Below are 21072 nucleotides of genomic sequence, written 5' to 3' on the forward strand. Positions count from 1 at the left end.
ATATAATTTACGAATCCTTTTTTTTCTTGTACCGTTGACACCACCACACCAAAGAATCACAAAATTGAGTTAACACCATTAAAGCTACCCTTTGGTCATCCATGGGCATTTGCCAGATTTTATTCGCCATTTCTCGAATTTTTTTAGTTTCATCAGCTTCTTTTGCTTCTCTTTCTCTCTTATTTCCAGCTGGTAGATGCGAAATAACAGAATCATTAGGCAAACTAACCCCCGCTTTAGCAAGAATTTCCCCTAACTCATCCCATACCGCCTTCCAATAATCACTTTTATTTTGATTTTCCCGTTTTAGGCGCAGATGTTCTCCCCAAAAGCGCTCTAAACCATAGGACACAGTCATTCTCATTTTGTGAGTTTCATTTAAAACATCTTTTTCATCTCGATAATTTAAAACCAAACCTTGGGCAGAATGATCCAAATTATAAGGTTGCCACCCCTCTAAATTTGGAGGTAGTGGTGGATTTTTTACCTGCGTAGAGGATGTATTCTGAGGAGATTTTTTTTGAGATGAAGATGTTTGAGGTCTTTGGCTTGGTCTTTTTGGTTGGGGTTTTGACATATTTATTTCTGAATTAATTGCAATGAGTGAACGTAAAAGATTGAACAGTGTTATTTTTCCTCTACTGCATGGAGGGTTACTTTGGTACGTCCAAAACCGATAGATTCTAAACCCCCAAAATACATATCTTTATTAGCTGATATTTTGAAGTCTTGAACAAATTTATTCCACTGTACTAATCCATCTTGTCCATCTTTTTTGAGAGCAAGAGGAAAAGTCATTATGGTGCCTTCTGGTAATGCTTCCACATCAAAAAACGCTCCTGTTTTAGCCTTCTTTTGATTCGCTTCTAACGCCACTCGACTTTGACGATAAAGAGCCATATCATGGATCATCGATATTTCTGAATCATTTACTATCAAAACTAGGTATTCATTTCTATTAGAAATTTCCTCGGGAATATAGTCTTTAAGTTCTTTATCTTCTTTTTTTAGAGGTAGAAAACCGAGATTAAAAAACAAAGTAGAGCTAGTTTTTTTCCCGTAGTAGCTATAGGGTTTAAACTCCTTCATGGGTTTATTAGTTATTTTCTGATAACGTCTTAACAAAGCAGGACAAGATACTCGCACAACGGGTTGGTTAGGACAATAAACAGGTATCCAAACAATGGAGGCATATTCAAATTTGACTAATGCTTCTGTGGTGCTGTCTTTTTCATTGGGGATGGCTTCTTGTCCATACCAATTATCTACCTGCCCAGTCTTTTCCTGTCTCATGTCGGCGCGAAAACGACCACGAATGGAACTGCCCGGAATGATACCCGTTTGGGTGAATTGATCCCGAAAAATTAAGTTTAGATTACCGCTTTCTTCCCCCGCTGATGCTCCCACATGGAGAGGGGCTAAGGTTTCGATAATTCCGTAGGCTTTTTGATACATAGTTAACTCTTAAAATAAATAAAAAACGTTGTTTGATGGGTAGGAATCTGGGTTAAACACTAATAAAAATCTCCAAAAATTAATGTTTTGACACTATATTTCGGGCTTCTAGCCCGATGTCTGGAGAGATTTAATCGGTAAAGCTAAGCCACATCCCCACCGTTTGAAAGATACCCCTTCCCGAGGAAACCAGCTTTCATCCCACTCTAACCAAGATTGGGAAAGGGAGTCTTCCAACACATATACCGTTCCGGCTGGTACGGCATAACGTCCTCTGGAGAGGAGTTTCGGGCGAGTGGGATCTTCATGGTTACCAAAACGATAGCGGAAAGGATGCGCTCGGCTGGTAAAAATTGTTTTTGTGTTCCAAACATATTCGGTGTCCGATGTTTGTTGTGTGGGGGTGATAGATTTTTCTTTTTGGTTATGGACGGGATAACGGTACGAGAGACGATTAGAACCCCATACTGCAGGGGTAATTAGAGCTAGTTGGTTTTCTATGGGTTGTTTTAACAGGTTTTGCAAGTAGTGATTGAGTTCAATACAAGTGATCTCCACCATATGACCTTCGCCACCGAAGCGATACCACCCTGACTCTAGGGCTTGAGAAGACAAATAAACTAGACAAGTATCGGGGGACATTTCCACGGCATTTTCGAGGAATAAACTACCCTTTTTGTCCTCTGCGGGGGTGTCTTCATCTTCAATATAAACCCGTCGCTGATCTTGGGCTAATCGGGGGTGTAGGTGAGGAGTAAAGCGCCAAGGGGGTGATTCTACGGTGGTGGGATTATCCCATTGGTTGATGGGTATCCATGTACTTTTATCGAATTTGTCGGCGGGTTCGTTGCCTTCTTCGTCATACCATCCTTTTTTCTGGTCATCCCAGTGTAATTTATGTTGAATTTGACCATTTTTAACAAGGTAATTAAGGGGGGTTGGTACATAAAAGTTTTGTTCCTCATGCACTCGCTCAGTTTTACCCCAAAATGGGCCAGCAACACATAATTTTTTCCGTTCATCATCATTTAGGTTGGCGGCAAAAACCCCTGATAAGGTGGTACTGCTGGGGGGAAATTTGGCGCCCGATCGCCCTACGAGGTTTTCTGGAGACAAAAATCTTCCTGCGCTACCGTACAAAAATCCGAGGGGTTCAATGATTGTTAAATACTTGAGATTATAAGTTACATTATTCATCGTTTTTTTTGTGCAAGTTTGTTTATTTTTAATTAAGATAATTATTGTCGTTTATCGGTTAAATAAAAACCTATTTTTCCTAAGTTTATTACCCAATTATTTAAGGCTTGTTTAACTAGAGGATGTTCAATTAATTGAGGATAGTTTTCGGGTGTATAATCACTTATAAACTGTTTAGGATCTCCTAAAATTCCCGTAAAGGTTAATAGTTCTCTATCGTCATACCTATTAAACCAATAGTTAGGATTACTAATAATTTTATGCCATTTTTCTCCAAAATAAATATTAATTAAACTTAGGGCTATATCATTACTAACTATGACGTTGTTCTGTGTTAATTCTTCTTGGGAAAATACTTTTTTATTAAAGGCATGACGTGATTCTAGGGTGGCTATATCTTGATAGAAATGTGTCCAATTACCTCCGTCTTGTAATAAGGTTTTGGAGCGATCGCCATAGGACTCTATTAAGTTTAAATTATCTTGTTTTAAACCCTCTAAATCAACCTTTAACTCTTGGGGTAAACAAACCCTTGAGGATTGATTCTCCACCTCAAAAATCCATTCTCCCGTATCCAATAACCACCATGGACATACCCATTCTAAATAGTTACCGCTGTTAAATAAAATACGGAAAGCAATGCGATCGCGCCCTGTACTTTTAGCAGAAGATTCCGCCAGATGACAATGTTGTAAAACATCCCGTTGGGGTACTTGATTTCCAGCCCACACAAAGCCTACACTAGCCGTAATAATCTTAGGATCTTCTCCATGCCACACCTCTGATTTAAAGGAATAAAACCACCTTAAACAGTCATAGGGAACTAAAGGTGATAATTCATTTTCCCCAATATTTGAACTATATAAAACCCCTAAAAAATCATCCCCCCCCGCATAAATCATCCGCCCTTTTTCTTCTAAAAAAGTATATTCATTTTTCTTTAAATTTTTACCCCATCTCCTCATTTGTTGGCTAAATGTTTTTAAGCCCTTTTCCTCAATTTCTGGAGCTTTTTGAGCTAAACTTTTGAAATATTTACTAGCATTATCACCATCCCCCAAAAACCAACCTGTCCAATATTTTTGCTCTTGGCTATCCTCTCTATGGCGGTTTAAATCTCGAAAACTATCAGGTTGTAATTCATCAGCTATACTCATGAAATCCTTCCTAGTGGCTAATCGTCTTTCTTCGTTTTCATCTACTATAGTAAAGTTCACTATTTTGTCAAAGAAATTATTAATAATAGTTTCATGGGTGATAATTCTTTTCACCAACTCAGGAATACTCAACTCCTCCCTTGGTTCAATAAAAGCCTCCCCTAACTGCTCACTTAATGCTTTGTAAAATTCACGAATTATCTTTTTTTCCCCTTGATAATCATAGCTGTGAGGTTCATAAGATTCTCCCAATAGAGGCTGACAAATAGCATCACTTCCCGAGAGAGTCGAACTTTCACCCCGCCAATTAATTCCTGTCCAATCTCGACTATTTTTTGCCTGATTGAGATTGTTTCTTGCCTGAGTAATGGTTTCCCCAGAAGCGCTAAAAAACTCCCAACAATGGTTAACCCATAACTTCCAATCCCTACGCCAATAATTGTACTCCCATTGATTGATATTTTTTTCAATCCATTCTTTACAACCATAAACCAAACATTTCCAAGCCTCATCAAAAGTATGTTTAATTATGATAATTTCTTCTGGGGAGAGTTTACCTTTAATGACCATTTGGTTAGGCATTCCCTGAGTCACATTGGTAGAGGCAGGAGAAATTATTTTATAGCCTAGTTTTTCGACTCTTTGACAAATTACCCATGATAATAAAGAGATAAGATAGGAACTTCCATACAAGTCTCTTAGTTTACGGGATTTTTCGATAAATCCTTGTACAGGTGCAAATGTAATTACTGTATATTTTGCCATGGTTATCTTTAATCTTGAGGAAAATGCTTTATTGGAGTGGGTTTTTTACAACGTCATTACTTGTTATGTTGTCCATCCATGGGATGTCAAAAAATTATCCTTGCCCATAGGCGACAAGGAATGAGACTGTTGATGTTCACTAATGACAAAAGGGGTTAGTTAGTGGGTCAATATTGGTGGGTATTGGAATATTGTTCAATTTTTTTGTCTTACTTTTTTATCAGGTAAGATTACCGCCAGAAATTGTCTTTTAATGTGATTAATGATTTTAATGCAGTCTGTTTAAGTGTACTGGCATTTTATAAAATACAAATCAATTTCTTTACATTCTTTAATGTTTGAATTAATTTGGGGTTGCAGCAAAAAGTGGAGTCGTGAAGGCTGGGAACAGGGAACGGGGAACAGGCAATAGTTTCTCTGTTTTAACTGATTGGTGTAGTGTCTATAATTTTGTTGTTTTAACTATGTTTTTGAAAAAAAACGATCATTTTTGCGTATTTTTTGAAAGTTATAATGTGTTCAAACACCTTATACTTCCTAGTTTTTAATTTATTCAGCAGACCTTAATCTATGAAAGCAATCCATGGGAAAGGGGGTTTTCTTGTAACGTTTCCATCGAAAGCTGATGGTGTCAATTGATAATGAAGAATGAATAATGAACAATTATTCGGCGGATTTTTATCCATAATGAAAATCTACACAATAACTAAAAACCCCGAAATGCCCATTTTTCGTGTTATTGTGTAGATTCAAAGGCTAAAACTCTTGTAGTGTAATGCCTCTGAAACGAAGATCCTACCCATGGGGTTACATGGGATTAGTTGGAAACAAGGTATAGTTAACTTGTACGAATTCCATACCACCAGCCTCTAACCATGGGGATATATAGGTTTATTTAGAAACACCTCCTTAACTATTTAGGTTTTGGGGGTGCTTTCTATGGAGAGACTCGGAGAAATATAAATAGAATAGGGGCGACCATAAAATGGCACTATGGGAAGCAAATCTCTTCGCCCTTAAAAAACTAACCATTACCTCGAAGAAAACCCCTTTTCCTAGCAGTATTTATCTTAGTGATTGTTGAAAAGGAAATAAAGGAGGAAGAATATGAGTGTTTAAAACACTGTAAAAAAATCCACCCATAACCTGATATGGGTAGGATTCAGAAAACAAAGTCGGCAGTAAAGAAACTGAGAAAAAGACTTTTCTTACCCCTTGTTTTAATAGCAAATGTCATCGTTAGTAGGTAACTTAAATGCTTATCAGATCTAAAAACTCTCATCTTCCCAAAGCCAAAAACCCTCAAACTCCCGTGAAATTTTCCGCTACTAATGCTCAAATTGCTCGACTCATTCAATCTACTCAAGTTAATAGCAAATAAATAATAAGTGAAGAGGTGAAAGTAAATTTTAAAAATGATCTCATTTGCTTCAATGTAAAGACAAAGAATGTTGAATTTGCATAATAAATAAATGTTGATCTTTTAGCTTTCTAAGGTAGTATGATGGTACATAAAAAATTGTGCACCTACCATAAGATTTCAAACCGAATACACAATCGAATATAAGTAAACAAACGTTACTCTCATAAAAATATCATGCCTGTAGGATTACCAGAATTTGCCGACAATACAGAAAATCGCTGCCCTGTTATCCTTTTATTAGATACATCAGCCTCTATGTCAGGAGAACCTATTCGCCAACTGAATATGGGTATTAGTGATTTTAAAGGAAATTTGTTAGAGGACACTCAAGCCACCTTAAGCGTCGAATTATCAATTATCACTTTTGGTCAGATAGTTAATGTAATTCAAAATTTTACCTCCGTTGATGAATTTACACCTCCTACCCTACAAACCTCAGGTACAACTCCCATGGGTGAGGCCATCAACTCTGCGTTAGATCTATTGGAAGAGCGCAAAATGATTTACAAAGACAATGGCATCCCTTATTATCGTCCTTGGATATTTTTGATCACAGATGGTGCACCGACGGATGATTGGCAAATGGCTGCGCAGAGATTGCATCAAAAAGATGCTGAGGGAGGTTGCTTATTTTTTGCCGTAGGTGTAGAAGGAGCAGATATGAACACACTTACACAAATAGCACCTCCAAATCGCCCTCCAGCTTTATTAAGTGGTTTAAATTTTAGAGAATTGTTTGTCTGGCTAAGTTCTTCTATGAAGCGTGTCTCAGGAGGAAAAGTTGGGGAAGCAATTGCACTACCCCCTGTGGGCTGGGCACAAATATCCACCTAAAATACTAACACTTTGACGAATATCATGAAAGAATGGAGAGCGATCGCCCGTTCAGCTGTGGGAGTTGGACATCAAAAACAAAATATACCTTGTCAAGATTTTGGTGCTTATAGCTTAATTGCACCAGATGTCATGGTGGGGGCGGTATCCGATGGAGCGGGGAGTGCCAAATTTTCGGATAGAGGGGCAGAAATAGCGGTAGAGACTTCTATATTATTATTCCAAAAATTTCCCAAAGATATTTATGATGAGCTTTTGCAACTAACCTTAGAGAGAGCAAAAGAGATATTCGAGCATTTACTAAAGAACATTTTGAAAAAGATAGAACAAGAAGCTCAAAATTTAAATTGTGACTATCGTGAATTGGCTTGTACATTACTTGTTTTTCTTGCAACACCTCATGGGATGGTGGCGATGCAAATTGGAGATGGTTTTATCGTAGCTCGTCCTCATGATGGTGAATTGCAACTATTATTCAATCCAGATAAAGGTGAATATATCAACGAAACAACTTTTGTAACGTCTAGTAACGCCATAGAAGAAATGCAAGTCCAAGTGTTTGACTGGAAACCTTACTTCATTTGTGCTTCTACCGACGGACTAGAAAACGTGGCAATTGAATACAAAAACTCTAAACCGTTTAACGCTTTTTTCTCTCCCTTGGAAGAGTATTTACAAGAAACATTAGTTCCCGAAGAAGAAGATCAATACATCCAAGATTTTCTTAATTCAGAACGATTAAATACACGCACCCATGATGATAAAACCCTTCTACTCGGCTTACTTACTGAGCTAACTTCCACGCTTGATGTCCCTAACACAACAACCGATGAGCCAGAAATAGAGGAAACAGAACAAAAACAAAATAACAAACGATCCTTCAGAATCAAACGGATAATAAATTTTTTTTTACCTTCATCCAATAAAACAACCAGCTGACGATCAATGCAAGAATTATTTTGTGATAATAGTAACCAAAAAATTACCCTAGTTAAGCAAATTGCTAATAGTGGTGAAGGTCAGGTTTGGACAACTAATTGGAGTCGATTAGTCGCAAAGTTATATCATGACCCTTCTCCTGAAAAGTTTGCTAAATTGAAGGTAATGATGAAAAACAAGCCTGAGGATCCTAATCAAGATCAAAATCACACCTCTTTTAGTTTTCCACATTCTTTGATAAAAAATCGACAAGGGAAATTTTTGGGTTTTCTCATGCCAAGGATAGAAGAGGCTTTAGAATTAATTGATGTATATAACCCCAAGCGTAGAAAACTTAAAAAACTTGAAATAGATTGGCATTTTTTACACTATACGGCTTTAAATATCGTTTCCATTATTGATGCAATTCATAAAGCAGGTTATGTTGTTGGTGATATTAAACCTCAAAATATATTAGTTAATAGTCAGTCCGTACCTTCTTTTATTGATGTAGATTCTTTTCAGGTAAAAGATCGTACTAACAATAAGTTGTATCCTTGCCCTGTTGGTACTGATGGATATACCCCTCCCGAACTAATCGGTATAGACCTTCTTAGGGTTGAACAAAAGATACATCATGATAATTTTCGTCTTGGTATCTTGATCTATCAACTATTGTTTAGTTATCATCCTTTTGGCTTAGGAAAATGGGTCGGTAGTGGAGATAAGCCCGAACAAAATGATTTAATCAAACGAGGTATATGGCTAGAAAGTAAAAATAGGCTCTTAGTTCACAACCACAATACCATACCTCTACATATTATTCATCCTTCTTTACAAAAATGCTTTTTACGATGTTTTAATGAAGGTCATCAACAACCTCATCTTAGACCTACGGCAACAGAATGGCTTCACTCACTTAGAGAGGCGGCAAATAAATTACAAATTTGTTCTGCCGTTGAAAGTCATGTTTATTCTTCTACTAATGGAAACTGTTATTGGTGTCAACGTAAACTAAAGTTGGGATATGATATTTTTAAACTGCCTGAAGGGGTGAAATCTACTTCGAGAGGTAGAGTGTTTATCAAGGAAGGTAACAGAAAAAAAAATAATCCTACTAATTCTACGAATTACACACCATCAGCGCACCATAATAACTCATTTAAACAACCAACAGTTCAACAAACATCTAAGGCAAATGATGACTCGAAAATAAAAAGAACTATCGGCGCAGTCATTGGTATTGTTCTATTATTAGGATTATTGCTGATGAATGATGCATCTAGATCGCCCGTAAGAGTTATTCCCAGCGCTAATTCACCTCAAAGAACAGTTTTTTCTCGACAAGTAGCAGTAAATCTAATTCAAAGATGGTTAGATGCTAAAAGTCAAATATTTGCTCCTCCCTATGACAAAAACCTGGCGTCTAGTTTTCTAACTGGCACACGGTACAATAATAGTGTTAATCGTAGTGATGGAGAGGAAAGTTCTATTGATTGGTTGAGAAACAGGAACGCTTATTACACCTATTCAAATCAAAGTGTTGATGGCGTGGAATATTTTAGTTTAGATGGAAATGTTGCCATTGTCGATGCCTTGATAACCGAAAGTTATACTTTATACAATGCCCGAGGGGGAATTGATACTGATAGCAGTGGTTATCAACAAAGGTTGATTCGTTATGAATTTTCCCTTGTTAATGGTCAGTGGAAAATTAGTGATTACAACACTTTGGAGGTTAAATGGAGTCGGTAATTAACGCTCAATTTTCGGAGGCAAAATCAAAAATCTACACAATAACCAAAAACCCTGAAATGCTCATTACTTCGTGTTATTGTGTCGATCCCTTGCCCTGTATGGGTTTCAGGTTGTTATTTTTGTTGTGCAATTTTGATTTTTTGTGTTATTATTACTATTGTGTAGATTCAAAAGCTAAAACTCTTGTAGTTCAATGCTCCTGAATCGAAGACCCTACCCATGGGGTTACATGGGATTAGTTGGAAACGGCTGAGGCCAGTTATGTACAGTGATTGCATCGTATACCCTACCCATGGGGTTACATGGGATTAGTTGGAAACCCTCGAATCCTTTTTTAGCAACGAACGCTAAAACAATACTACCCTACCCATGGGGTTACATGGGATTAGTTGGAAACCTTTCTCGCTTTGCATATTGGATGTGATCATATACGTTGATCCCCCCTACCCATGGGGTTACATGGGATTAGTTGGAAACCATTTCACCGCCTTCGGGTTGGGGATTAAAAGCTTTTTTGCCCCTACCCATGGGGTTACATGGGATTAGTTGGAAACACCTCCTTAATCATTTAGGTTTTGGGGGTGTTTTCTATGGGGAAAATTCTGAGGACTTTTGGGGAAACCTAAAGTAAGGAAAAAAGTATTGGAAAATCCTTGACGAAATGGACATAATAAGGTTATATTATCTTTGTGGCTCAAAAAAGAGCTAAACCTAACGGTTTCGAGACGCATCGTTTTTCCTTTTTTTACTCAAATGCTAACCAAGGGGTTAGTGTATCCAAAAAAAGGAGAGTAGAATCATGTTAGGTTTAAGATTTAAAAGTGTTGCATCTCAGTTAAGAGTATTAGCCTTTGGTGCTTCTGATTTGAATGCGGATCATTTATTGTCTGTGGCTGAAAAATATTTGCCTCGGCGGGTGACATGGGCAAGAAATAAAAGGCATGATTTCAGTGATGTATATGTGTTATGGGATGTCCTCAATATTGACGCTGTCATTGAGTTGGAGAACGAGGATGGCAAATTAGTTCGTGTAGGGGTTTCTCTGGTGGAAAGTGAACAAAGAGGGCGCGATCGCATTTATGACCTAAAAAGTCGTCGTTGGTATGGTATTCGTCAAGCCTTGGGATTAGAACAATATTGGGTGTTCGCAGTAAAGTGGAAAGATTTTCCTAAAGATAATGGACAATGGATAGATATTCTTTATGGTGAAATTGATACTCCCATAGATGGTTCTGGTTGTCGTCTAGTGGTTATTTAAACTCGATGGGGGTTAAAATCCCCTAAATCCTTACTCCTCTGCCTTCGGCATCTGCCGTTGCAAGGGGAGAGGAAAACTTACATGATGAGTATTAATCCGAATCTTGATAAATGGAGAAAAAAAATGAATAGATGTCCGATATGTGCCATGGAGTATGAACCTAATACTATTGAGCAATGTAGTAATTGTGGTTTTGATGTTAACTGGAAGGTTAAAAGGGAACAAGAAAGAATTAAACAAGATCAGCAAGAAATTGCTGATATGACAAAAATCATTGAAAGGCAAAATCAGGATGAATCTACCCTTGTATCAGCCTATAAGTTTAGAATTCGAGCTTATCGGAATTTACAACAATATCATGAGGTGATTGCTGATTATTCCAAGATCATTGAAATTACTAACAATATTTTCCACCGTTTAGATAGAATTCATTTTTGTGAAAAGGTAGGTCGTTATGAAGAGGCGATCGCCGATTACACTATAATCATAGAGAATTTATCTCCTAATTCTACGATCCGAAATTATTATAGTTATTTTTATGGTAGGGCTTATAATTATGAAAAGTTAGGTCGTTATGATGAGGCGATCGCTGATTATGCTAAAGCTATTAAAATAGAGTCAAAATATGCCCTAGCCCATAATAGAAGGGGGATAGTTTACTATAAACTAGGGGATTATCAAGAAGCAATCAATAACTACATTAATACTACAGAAATTGTTCCTCAATATGCCCCAGCCTATTTTAATCGTGGTTGTGCTTATGATAAGATGATTAAGTATCATGAGGCGATCGCCAATTATACTAAAGCCATTGAAATTGACCCTCTCTGTCGAGGTTATCTGTTAAGTAAAACAATTTTGTGTGACATCATCTTAAAAGATAACCAAGAAGTCCTCGATTTACTAGATGATTTATAAGTGCGAACCTCCTATAAAGTTCGATTTATTTGCGGGTAAAGTGCGATCAGGCTGCCACGGTGCGCTGCGAAGCAGATCCCGAAGCGATCGCCCCTTACACAGCAATATTAATGTAATCCTTTAGCAATACGATCAACTTGATAGCGTCCATTACCCAATCGATGTCCAAACAGTCTTTGCGCATCTTGATCATTCCAAGCATCACATTCATGATCAGAATCAGGAAAAGGGCTTTTAGTGATGGGTTTGTAATCTAGGGAAGGAGGGTTATATTTATCATTATCTGGGGACTCCAAAAAACGACTTAGTTGATCACATCTTTGATTAACCTGTATTATTCGATCAGGGCGATGTTGAAAAGCAACCATATTTTTTTTGAACTCATCAGAATAAACCAATTTTTCACTCAAAGGAGGTAACAATTCATCTTTATAATAGCTATTTTTAGACTGTAACCAAATTAACTGCCCCCATTCCGACAAAGTAACCTCATCCTCATTTTCTAAGTAAAATAAAAGCGTTTCAGGAATATTGTTACACTCACTTTTTTTGACAGTAAAACCAACATCCAACTTACGAAAAACAGTTAAATTATTACCAATAATTTCCTCCGTATCCAACTTAATAGGTAAACGAGGAATAGTTAACAATTGAGAGCTAAATTGAAAAATATAAACACACTTATCAGCATAAAACATTCCCACACTTTGCAAAAAACCCTGAACACTTTTAAACCCCCCCGTCAGATTAAAAATTATCTCATAACCCGTATCCCGATAACCCATCAAAGTATCATTACACCAGTTGATTAGTTCCGACATTGCCAAACGAAAATTATCCCGATTATTCGTCGCCAAATCAGCAATTTTAATCACCTGTGCCATTAACTGATTATTCATTAACCAATTAGCCAAAATTTCTCCCACCTTTCTTCCCTGATAAGTATCACTAACCAAAATAAAATGAATATCAGGAGTTCCCGATGAGCTTGGAATTTGATCCTCATAGTAAGTCAAAATCCCATTCAATTCGGCACTTTTTTTCTTAACATCAATAATACTAAGATCATTAAATTGATTTTCAATACTACTAATATGCTCATCAACTATGCTCTTTTCTTCTTTGTTAAAATCACTCTCTTGATAGTTAGCAGTTTTCATCAATAACTGTCTTAAATCACTATTAGGAGTATTAGTTAATAAACTTGTACCGCAGGTAGAAACTATTACTTTAGACATTTTTTTCTTAATATTTATTTAACTTTAATAAAACACAAATATATACAATAGTTAGGGTATTTATTGCTCATAATGATCCCTATTTATGCAAACCCAAAATAATACCAAATCCGATTAGTAAAGTTTACTATTATCCACTGTGTAACAATTGACAATAAACAATTATTATCTTTTGCCTGTTCCCCGTTCCCTTTTCCCAGCGCTAATTAGTATATTATTCAAACAGGATTTAGTATAAGCCATCAGGATTCTAAAACCTTATCACTATTCATGGTCAATTTTCCTCAAAAGCGATATATTTAGCTAGTTGCTTAATCCCCTCAGAATCATTAAAATTACAACCTCTTTTTAACTGATGAATGGTAGTAATAAAAACATTATTTTGACACTCAAAGCTATCATTCCCAGCCTCTAATTTCGTGGTAACTTCCGCCATAACTCTTAAACCTAATTCCTGACAACAACGACGCCAAAGAGCAATTTCTGCCTCATTTCCCCCCACAATAATCGCACCATTAGCCTCCGCCATAATTATTTGATTAGCAGGAGTTAACTGTTCACCATCCATTTTGCCCCCCACATCAAAGATTAACAAGGGTATATTAATATTTTTGATTTCTAAGGCTTTATTACGGGCAAATTCAGGAGTAAAATTAACCTTATAAACATCTTTTAATTGTCTTGCTAATGAGGGATTATTTTGACAAGTTTCACTATACCACGCACCATCCCCATCAGGACATCCTGAAATTGAATAATAGTCTTCACTGCTTAAATACTCGATTAATATTACTTTTAAACCATCTTTAATAACAGTTTTTCCTCGGTTAGCGTTACCACAAATAACTATCTTTTTCTGATTTTGTATATTATTTTCCTGGGGGAGATAATCCCCAACAGAATATACACCACCATGACGTAAAGCGACTACATAACCATCAATTTTGGGGTCAAAAATAGCAACATTAGCATATAAATGACATACTTTATGGGCAATGACAAAACTTGCTAAAACTGAGGATTTACCATTAATTTTTAATAACTTTCCTCCTTTTAATTTTTGATTTGCGATTAATTGATTTATCTTTTCTTCCACTTCCTTAACTAAGAAATTACCATCTTTTACTCTCAAAGTACAATTAACATATAAAATATCTCCAGACACCTTCACACTAAAAGCATCTTTGGTGGATGAAGTAAGAAGCATTTTTTGGTTATTTTCAGAACTAATAACATCTCCCACTTGATAGTTATCATTGGTGCTATTGGTTACTACGTAAATATTTTTTTGGGGATAATAAACCGCAACAACGTTAAAGAAATGTTGAAGTTCATGGGCGATAAGATAGGCAATAGGTAAAGGTAAACGACCACTTATTTTTAAAATTTCAAAATCGGAAAAAATATTTTTATTAACTAATTCATCTAATTGAATTTTAGCATCTTTGATTAGTTCAATAACAGTAAATTCATCAGAAATGGGTTTAAGATCTTCTAAAATAAACTCTGATTTATCGATGTTGGAATTATAGTTGATAGAAAATTTAAATTTATTATTAGACATAAAGTTTTATTTGAATAATTTAAATGGTAAAAAATGAGGAGATGAACTCCTCTTATACCCTTTATAAAGGGATTAAACGACAACCAGATTCAGAAGCAGGAACATCAATTTCATCATAAAGAATATCAGTCCATTCTTCTGGTGTAGGGAAATTTTTTGCTTTAACTACAAATACCCAATATTGCTCTAAGTTTAAGGCACGACGAATATTTTTCCAAGTTTTACTTTGACGGGAATAAACTAATTCAGAGCCTCTTCTTTCATCACCTACAAAGGAAATACCAACACGGATTAATTTACCTTCTGCATTTTCTAAAACAATTACACTATCAATATTTAAAACTTCCCATAATTCAAAAATATCAGTTAAATCACGTCGTCTATTTTCTGCCCATGAAACACGTTTTGATAAGAATTTTTTAGCAACAGATAATAAGTAATCTCCATTTAAGTCGGGGGCGTTGAAACCTAATATTTGTAATTGAGAAGCGATAGTTCTGAATCTTAAAGCTAACATAGGTTTTTTTCTCCTTTGTTGGTGACAACATTTAATAAGATAAATGCCATAAGGAAAAGGAGGTTTCTTGTAAGGAGAAAAAGGATATTACTCTTACTCGAGAGTAGTTTTCTGAAAGTTTCTAATGGTGGGTAATGCCCACCCTACTGTTATTCCCCATTAGATTTATCCAAAAATCGGGCTAGAAGCCCGAAATACAGTCTAAAATCACATCTAAATTCAGTAATGCCAAAATTATTAATAACCAATTTGATTGGCTAATTTAAGTAAAGTTCTTTTAACGTCATGAATTTGTCCGTTATCTTCCTGAATTGCCTTTACCGTATCAATCACCTGTGTTTTAAAAACCTGCATTTGCTCAAAATTCTGGTCATTTAATTTGTCAGTCAAATATGTAATTGTAACTTTTTGTCTATCTTTGTGAGCAATAAGATTGTTAAAATCATTACTTAACTCTCCACTCCAAGTTAAACCAGCGTATTCGAGGTATGTGGCTATTTGTATTAATCCAAAAATAGGACTCTTTGCTATGGGTTTTAAATTATTGAGTTTTCCTAAAGCCTGTTCGGCGAGGTCTGTATTTCCCATAATTAAACCGAAACTTGCCACCCTGCGCAGAATGCCATGAATAGGATAGTATTCTGGGGGGTTTGTAACAAACCAAGGATTAATTAATAATCTTGATTGTTGTAATGCTTCTTGAAATGTTTGCCACTCGGTATGATTACTATGAAAATAACAACCATAGCCTAATCTACATAAGTGTAACAAAGGAAATGCTTGATCATTAATCTCTGATTGTCGAATATGTTTCATTATATCTAAATAAGAACTATCTTCGTCTAGGTCTAAACTTTGGGCTAGATATTGACGAGATGCTTTAAAGTTTCCTCCTGCGGTTTCTAGTTGGGAACGATATTGATATTGTCTTTTTTTATCATTTAAAGCTACAAATTCGTTAATCGCCCTTTCACTATTTTCCCGAGCTTTGTTTAACAATTCAAGATCATTGTTTTGTAAATATTTATATGTTTGTGCTTGTAAACAAGTTCCAAAACCTTTGGCTCGTAAATCAGATTTAATACTCTGACTGTCATCATTATTCTGTAGGAGATCACTAAAAAATTCTTGCATTTCTTCCCCAAAGAAATAATCATAAAAATCAATGACAAATTGAGTATTATTAATAGCTTTATCAAATTCAAAACAATCAGTATAATGAACCGCTTGAGCTATTAAACCCTCCATCAGTAGGCTAAGATGCTCTACCTGTTGATATAGTTTTGACTTTAGTTGATCTAGGGTTTCTGCTTCCTCACTAGCTCGAAATAACCTACCACTATGATTACAGGCAGTTAATGCCCAAAAGTGCAGGTTATATTTAAACCAAATTATGCTTTTTAATTCATTTTTTTCTGATAGTTTCTTTTCTAAGTTGGCATAGATATATTTATTAATTTTATTGGCTAATTTATAACCATTTTCAGAGTCTCTTTTCTGGTTAATTTCCTGTTCTAACCAATTAGTTAAATAGTTAAGATGAGCATTTCTTTCGGCGGAGGGTAATTGAGCTAATTTATCAATAGTTTGCTCTAAAAACTCTTGGGCTTTATCTTGATTGTTTCCTGAGTTTATTTCTAATAAAATAAATCGTATTGCTAAACCATAAACTTCCTCTTTTAGTAAGGATTCAATTCTTTCCTCAAATAGGGGTATAGCTAAGGAAAAGTTATAATCACCAAAAAAGTTTTGTAAATTTTCAGCGGTATTTTTATCAGATTTATTACATTTATTGTAGTTTCTATAACTAGCATTACTTAGTAAATCAGCTAATTGTAATAGATAGTGATCTGAGGCTGAAATAGGAGTTATATTATTAATCGTACAGTTTAAGTCGAATTCCCTTGCTTTTAATATTCCGAATAGGCTAGTAAATACGTTTTTGTAGTCTTGGGTATCACGACTTCTTTCGGCAGGATATATATTTAATTTAATATCTTTAAATCCTTCGTTTTTCTTTTGTTTTACGATTCTTATGGCTAATTCAGCTACCATGTATAAATAATTATCATCTTGTGTTCCGTAGCCAATTTCTTCTTTATTAACTAATCTAATTCCTTGCCAATTTTTTTTAATTTGATTATTATTACTGATAATATCAATAATATTATTAATAAATTTATTATATTGTGGTGATGGTCTTAATTCATTTCCATGATAAGTTCTCTTTTGATTACCGTAGCTTTGTTGATAACTATTATTTAATATTTCTTGTGCTAGACTATCCATAATTTCTGGACTTGATTGATCATTGGAGGCATAAACCAAAATTCCTGCTAATTGACTATCTGCATATCTAGTATATTCATCGTCAATATTAAAGTTGCCACTTTCGTCAAAATAGAGGTGAAATGTTGTCATTTTTTTATGTTCTCCGAGGAATAATAATTAAGATGTATTTCTCCAATAAATTAGAGGTGTTGGTTATAACGTAGATTTTTGTAAAATAACGGGTAGTCTGGTGCTAATGTGCGATCGCCCTTACACTAATCATGAATCTAATAATTTAAGATCATAGGATTTGCAAGAATATTAACCTGTGGGTTAAAAACAAGTTAACTTAATATTCATAATACATAATCATATTGTTAATATTTTTTAATCTTTGTAGAGAGAAGCAATTGCTACACTTATGGTTGACAATGCTGTAGTATTTTGTGAAATAAATTATGAATAAGCCTATTAAAATCATATCTTGTCTGGGCACGGGAAACTATGAGGAAACCACCTACAATCATCCTCAATTTCCCGAAATAAATCAGCAGGTAAAAACTTGTTTTATTCAAGAGGCAGTATGTGATTTTTATCAAGCTCAGTCAGTATATGTTTTACTGACTAATGGTGCTAAAAAAAGGAATTGGGATGCTTTACAGGAAATTTTTGCGAATAAAAAAAATGTGGAATTAATACCTTTAGGTATTCCAGAAAATAATACCCCTGAAGATATTTGGACTATTTTTAATGTTATTACTAATGCGATCGAACCTAATGATGAAATTGTATTTGACATTACCCATAGTTTTCGCTCAATTCCCATGGTAGTGTTATTATCCATTAGTTATTTAAGAACTATCAATAATGTAAAGGTAAAAGGTTTTGTTTATGGGGCTTATGATCCCAGTAAAAAAGGACAGGATATGCCTACTTTTGACTTATTACCTATTATGAGTTTACTTGATTGGATTACGGCAACGGATCAATTTGTTAAGACTGGAAATGGTAAACAATTAGTTAATTTACTCACGGAAAATCAAGAGGAAAATTCAACAACCCTTGAGTTAGCTACTAAAATACAAAGTATTAGTCAGGGCTTACAATTGTTGCGTCCTCGGGATGTTATTAAAGAGGCATCAACCTTGGACGATGCGATTCAAAAAGCAAAAGAAAGCGTGATTAAGGAATTACCACCCTTTGAAAAGTTATTAGGAAAAGTAAAGGAAGATTATCATAATTTGGGGGTAAATTTAGAGGATGGAGATGAAAAACAGGATTTAATTAATATGTTAAATATGATTGAATGGTATTACAAAAAGGATAAAATTGTTCAATCTATTTGTTTAGCTAGAGAGTGGTTAGTATCTTTTGTTTGTTATCAACTAAATTTAAAACTTGATTCGATAAATATAGATTCTTCAAATAGTGGGGAAAGATGGGAAGCAGAACTTTTATTAAATGGTGGTACAAATAAAAAAGATAAATATACATCAAAGTACTTGGAACAATGGAACGAATTGGATACAGATCCAGATGCACCATTAACAAAAACATTAAAAGATATTTGGGCTAATCAACTTCTTTTATCCAATTTAAGGAATGATGTGCTTCATGCTGGATTTAGGAAAGAGCCTCGCGCTGCTTCGGATATTGAAAAACGGTTTGTATTAATTATTGATGAATTGAAGAAGTTAGCAGAATCAATTTAAGGCAGGAAAAACCCTTTTCCTTGTGATGTTTATGATGACGAATGTTGATTACTACTAACTAAATTACTGAGGATATTACTACTATGACAGAATTTCAAACCATTGCTAACTATACCAAAGCTATTGAACTTAATCCTCAAGATAAGGAGGCTTATTGTAACCGTGGTCATGCTTATAATGATTTAGAACAAGATCAAGAGGCGATCGCAGATTTCACCAAAGCCATCGAAATTGATCCTCAATATATTAATGCTTATAACAGTCGAGGTATTGCCTATCTTCATCTGGATGATTTTGTCAATGCTGCGGCAGACTTTACAAAGGCTATCGAACTTGATCCTGAAAATTTTTCTTTTTACTACAATCGTGGTAATACCTACATTGATTTAGAGCAATACGAAAAGGCGATCGCAGATTTTACCAAAGCCATCGAACTTGATCCTCAAAATAGAGAAACATATTCTCGTCGTGGTGTTGCTTACAGTGAACTAAAACAATACCAAGAGGCGATCGCAGATTATACCAAAGCCATCGAAATCGATCCTCAATATATTGATGCTTATTATGCTCGTGCCATAACTTATACCGATGAAGAAAACGAAAAAGCGATCGCAGATTTGACTAAAGTTATTGAACTTAATCCTGAACATTCATCAGCTTATTGTGATAGAGCAAGTACTTACAGTGAATTAGGACAATACAAGGAAGCCCTAGCCGACTATGAAAAGGCGATTGAGCTTGATCCTGAAGATCTGACAGGTTACTATAACAGGGGAATTACTTATAGTGAATTAGAGCAATTTCAAGAGGCGATCGCAGATTACTCCAAAGCCATCGAACTTAATCCTGATGGTTTCAATTCGGTTTATTTTCGTCGGGGTAGTATCTACTATCAATTAGAGAAATACAAAGAAGCTGTTGCTGATTTTAGTAAAGCCATTGAAATTTCAGATCGATATAAATTTTATTCTCCATATGAATATAAACAATATTATCTAAATCGAGGAATGGCTTACCATGAATTAAAGCAATATCAAGAGGCGATCGCAAATTATTCCAAAGCTATCGAAATCGAGCCAGAATTCGCACTAGCTTATTTTCATCTTTCTATGACCTATATTGATTTACAAGATTTTGAAAAAGCAATTATCGATTTGACAAAAACTATTGAACTTAATCCTCAAGATCCAGCTGCGTATTGCAATCGGGGTGTTGCCTACCATGAATTGAAACAATACCCAGAGGCGATCGCAGATTATACTCAAGCCATTGAACTCGATCCCCAATTTGCACAAGCCTATTACAATCGGGGTGATGTTTACCGTGAACTGAAACAGTATCAAGAGGAGATCGCAGATTACTCCAAAGCTATTGAAATCGATCCCGAATTTGTACCAGCCTATTATAGTCAGGGTGTTGCCTACTATCAATTAAAGCAATATCAAGAGGCTATGACACACTTGTCTAAAAGCATTGAACTTGATTCTCAATTTGCACCATCCTATTATGTTCAGGGCATTGCCTACCGTGAATTAAAACAATATCAAGAGGCGATAACATACTTGTCTAAAAGCATTGAACTTGACCCTACATTTGCACCAGCCTATTGTAATCGGGGTGGTATCTATAATCAATTAAAACAATATCAAGAGGCCATGGCTGATTGCACTAAAGCTATTGAACTTGCTCCCACATTTGCAGCCGCTTACTGTAATCGGGGTGTTACTTACAACGAGTTAAAGCAATATCAAGAAGCGATCGCAAATTACTCCAAAGCCATTGAACTTGCTCCCACATTTGCAGCCGCTTACTGTAATCGGGGTGTTACTTACAACGAGTTAAAGCAGTATCAAGAGGCGATCGCAAATTACACTAAAGCCATTGAACTTGATTCTGAATGTGTGATCAATTTCAGTAACAGGGCAGAAGTTTATGAATCTCTCAAGCAATATGAAAAAGCCAAAAAAGATTGGGAAAAAGCCCTTAGTCTTAGTCAACAACAAGGAAACGAAACCGCCACCCAAAACATTATAAAATTATTAGAACAACTGCCCAAATAACCAATGGGGTAGGTAACCCCCAGCAAC

Annotated in this window: 16 protein-coding genes and 1 CRISPR repeat array; of the genes, 8 read left to right on the forward strand and 8 right to left on the reverse strand. The window is 35.4% G+C overall.

Annotated features, from left to right (window positions below; all coding sequences use genetic code 11):
• Positions 1 to 7: 7 nt before the first annotated feature.
• The 4 genes from IQ215_RS07895 to IQ215_RS07910 all read right to left on the reverse strand — a co-directional run bounded on the left by IQ215_RS07895 (position 8) and on the right by IQ215_RS07910 (position 4574).
• Complete coding sequence (locus IQ215_RS07895) at positions 8 to 436, reverse strand: hypothetical protein (protein ID WP_193800787.1); 429 nt, start codon at positions 434 to 436, stop codon at positions 8 to 10.
• 191 nt (positions 437 to 627) lie between these two features.
• A complete protein-coding gene (locus tag IQ215_RS07900) occupies positions 628 to 1455 on the reverse strand; it encodes an RAMP superfamily CRISPR-associated protein (RefSeq protein WP_193800771.1) in 828 nt (275 codons plus the stop codon).
• A gap of 108 nt (positions 1456 to 1563) precedes the next feature.
• On the reverse strand, positions 1564 to 2652 hold the full coding sequence (locus tag IQ215_RS07905; protein ID WP_193800772.1) for a type III-B CRISPR module-associated Cmr3 family protein: 1089 nt from the start codon (positions 2650 to 2652) through the stop codon (positions 1564 to 1566).
• Between the two features lie 41 nt (positions 2653 to 2693).
• A complete protein-coding gene (locus tag IQ215_RS07910) occupies positions 2694 to 4574 on the reverse strand; it encodes a type III-B CRISPR-associated protein Cas10/Cmr2 (protein WP_193800773.1) in 1881 nt (626 codons plus the stop codon).
• 1255 nt (positions 4575 to 5829) lie between these two features.
• Here IQ215_RS07910 and IQ215_RS14485 point away from each other — a divergent pair.
• The 6 genes from IQ215_RS14485 to IQ215_RS07935 all read left to right on the forward strand — a co-directional run bounded on the left by IQ215_RS14485 (position 5830) and on the right by IQ215_RS07935 (position 11683).
• Positions 5830 to 5955, forward strand: coding sequence for a hypothetical protein (locus IQ215_RS14485; RefSeq protein WP_277815527.1), 126 nt, complete (start codon positions 5830 to 5832; stop codon positions 5953 to 5955).
• A gap of 216 nt (positions 5956 to 6171) precedes the next feature.
• Positions 6172 to 6831, forward strand: a complete 660-nt coding sequence (locus IQ215_RS07915) for a vWA domain-containing protein (protein WP_193800774.1) — start codon at positions 6172 to 6174, stop codon at positions 6829 to 6831.
• Between the two features lie 24 nt (positions 6832 to 6855).
• Positions 6856 to 7770: a PP2C family serine/threonine-protein phosphatase gene (locus tag IQ215_RS07920; RefSeq protein WP_193800775.1), complete on the forward strand. Its 915-nt coding sequence runs from the start codon at positions 6856 to 6858 to the stop codon at positions 7768 to 7770.
• Positions 7771 to 7776: 6 nt separating this feature from the next.
• Entirely contained in the window at positions 7777 to 9504 is a 1728-nt protein-coding gene (locus IQ215_RS07925; RefSeq protein WP_193800776.1) for an IMS domain-containing protein, read from the forward strand.
• Between the two features lie 214 nt (positions 9505 to 9718).
• Positions 9719 to 10062: direct repeats of the CRISPR family, unit length 37 nt; unit sequence CCCTACCCATGGGGTTACATGGGATTAGTTGGAAACC.
• Between the two features lie 244 nt (positions 10063 to 10306).
• Positions 10307 to 10765, forward strand: coding sequence for a hypothetical protein (locus IQ215_RS07930; protein ID WP_193800777.1), 459 nt, complete (start codon positions 10307 to 10309; stop codon positions 10763 to 10765).
• A 123-nt stretch (positions 10766 to 10888) separates the two neighbouring features.
• A complete protein-coding gene (locus tag IQ215_RS07935) occupies positions 10889 to 11683 on the forward strand; it encodes a tetratricopeptide repeat protein (RefSeq protein WP_193800778.1) in 795 nt (264 codons plus the stop codon).
• Positions 11684 to 11790: 107 nt separating this feature from the next.
• Here IQ215_RS07935 and IQ215_RS07940 read toward each other — a convergent pair whose 3' ends face one another.
• The 4 genes from IQ215_RS07940 to IQ215_RS07955 form a co-directional block, all read right to left on the reverse strand.
• Positions 11791 to 12921, reverse strand: coding sequence for a putative CRISPR-associated protein (locus IQ215_RS07940; protein WP_193800779.1), 1131 nt, complete (start codon positions 12919 to 12921; stop codon positions 11791 to 11793).
• Positions 12922 to 13195: 274 nt separating this feature from the next.
• A complete protein-coding gene (locus IQ215_RS07945; protein ID WP_193800780.1) occupies positions 13196 to 14485 on the reverse strand; it encodes a CRISPR-associated protein Csx3 in 1290 nt (429 codons plus the stop codon).
• Between the two features lie 61 nt (positions 14486 to 14546).
• Complete coding sequence (locus tag IQ215_RS07950) at positions 14547 to 15002, reverse strand: hypothetical protein (RefSeq protein WP_193800781.1); 456 nt, start codon at positions 15000 to 15002, stop codon at positions 14547 to 14549.
• 237 nt (positions 15003 to 15239) lie between these two features.
• Complete coding sequence (locus IQ215_RS07955; RefSeq protein WP_193800782.1) at positions 15240 to 17423, reverse strand: DUF3800 domain-containing protein; 2184 nt, start codon at positions 17421 to 17423, stop codon at positions 15240 to 15242.
• 308 nt (positions 17424 to 17731) lie between these two features.
• Here IQ215_RS07955 and csx2 point away from each other — a divergent pair, with 308 nt between their 5' ends.
• Together csx2 and IQ215_RS07965 are read left to right on the forward strand one after the other, a co-directional pair.
• Positions 17732 to 18985, forward strand: a complete 1254-nt coding sequence (gene csx2 / locus IQ215_RS07960) for a TIGR02221 family CRISPR-associated protein (protein ID WP_193800783.1) — start codon at positions 17732 to 17734, stop codon at positions 18983 to 18985.
• A gap of 83 nt (positions 18986 to 19068) precedes the next feature.
• Entirely contained in the window at positions 19069 to 21045 is a 1977-nt protein-coding gene (locus tag IQ215_RS07965; protein WP_193800784.1) for a tetratricopeptide repeat protein, read from the forward strand.
• The last annotated feature ends 27 nt before the right edge of the window (positions 21046 to 21072 follow it).

It is taken from the genome of Cyanobacterium stanieri LEGE 03274 (assembly GCF_015207825.1).
In the GTDB taxonomy this organism is placed as follows: Bacteria; Cyanobacteriota; Cyanobacteriia; order Cyanobacteriales; family Cyanobacteriaceae; genus Cyanobacterium; species Cyanobacterium stanieri_B.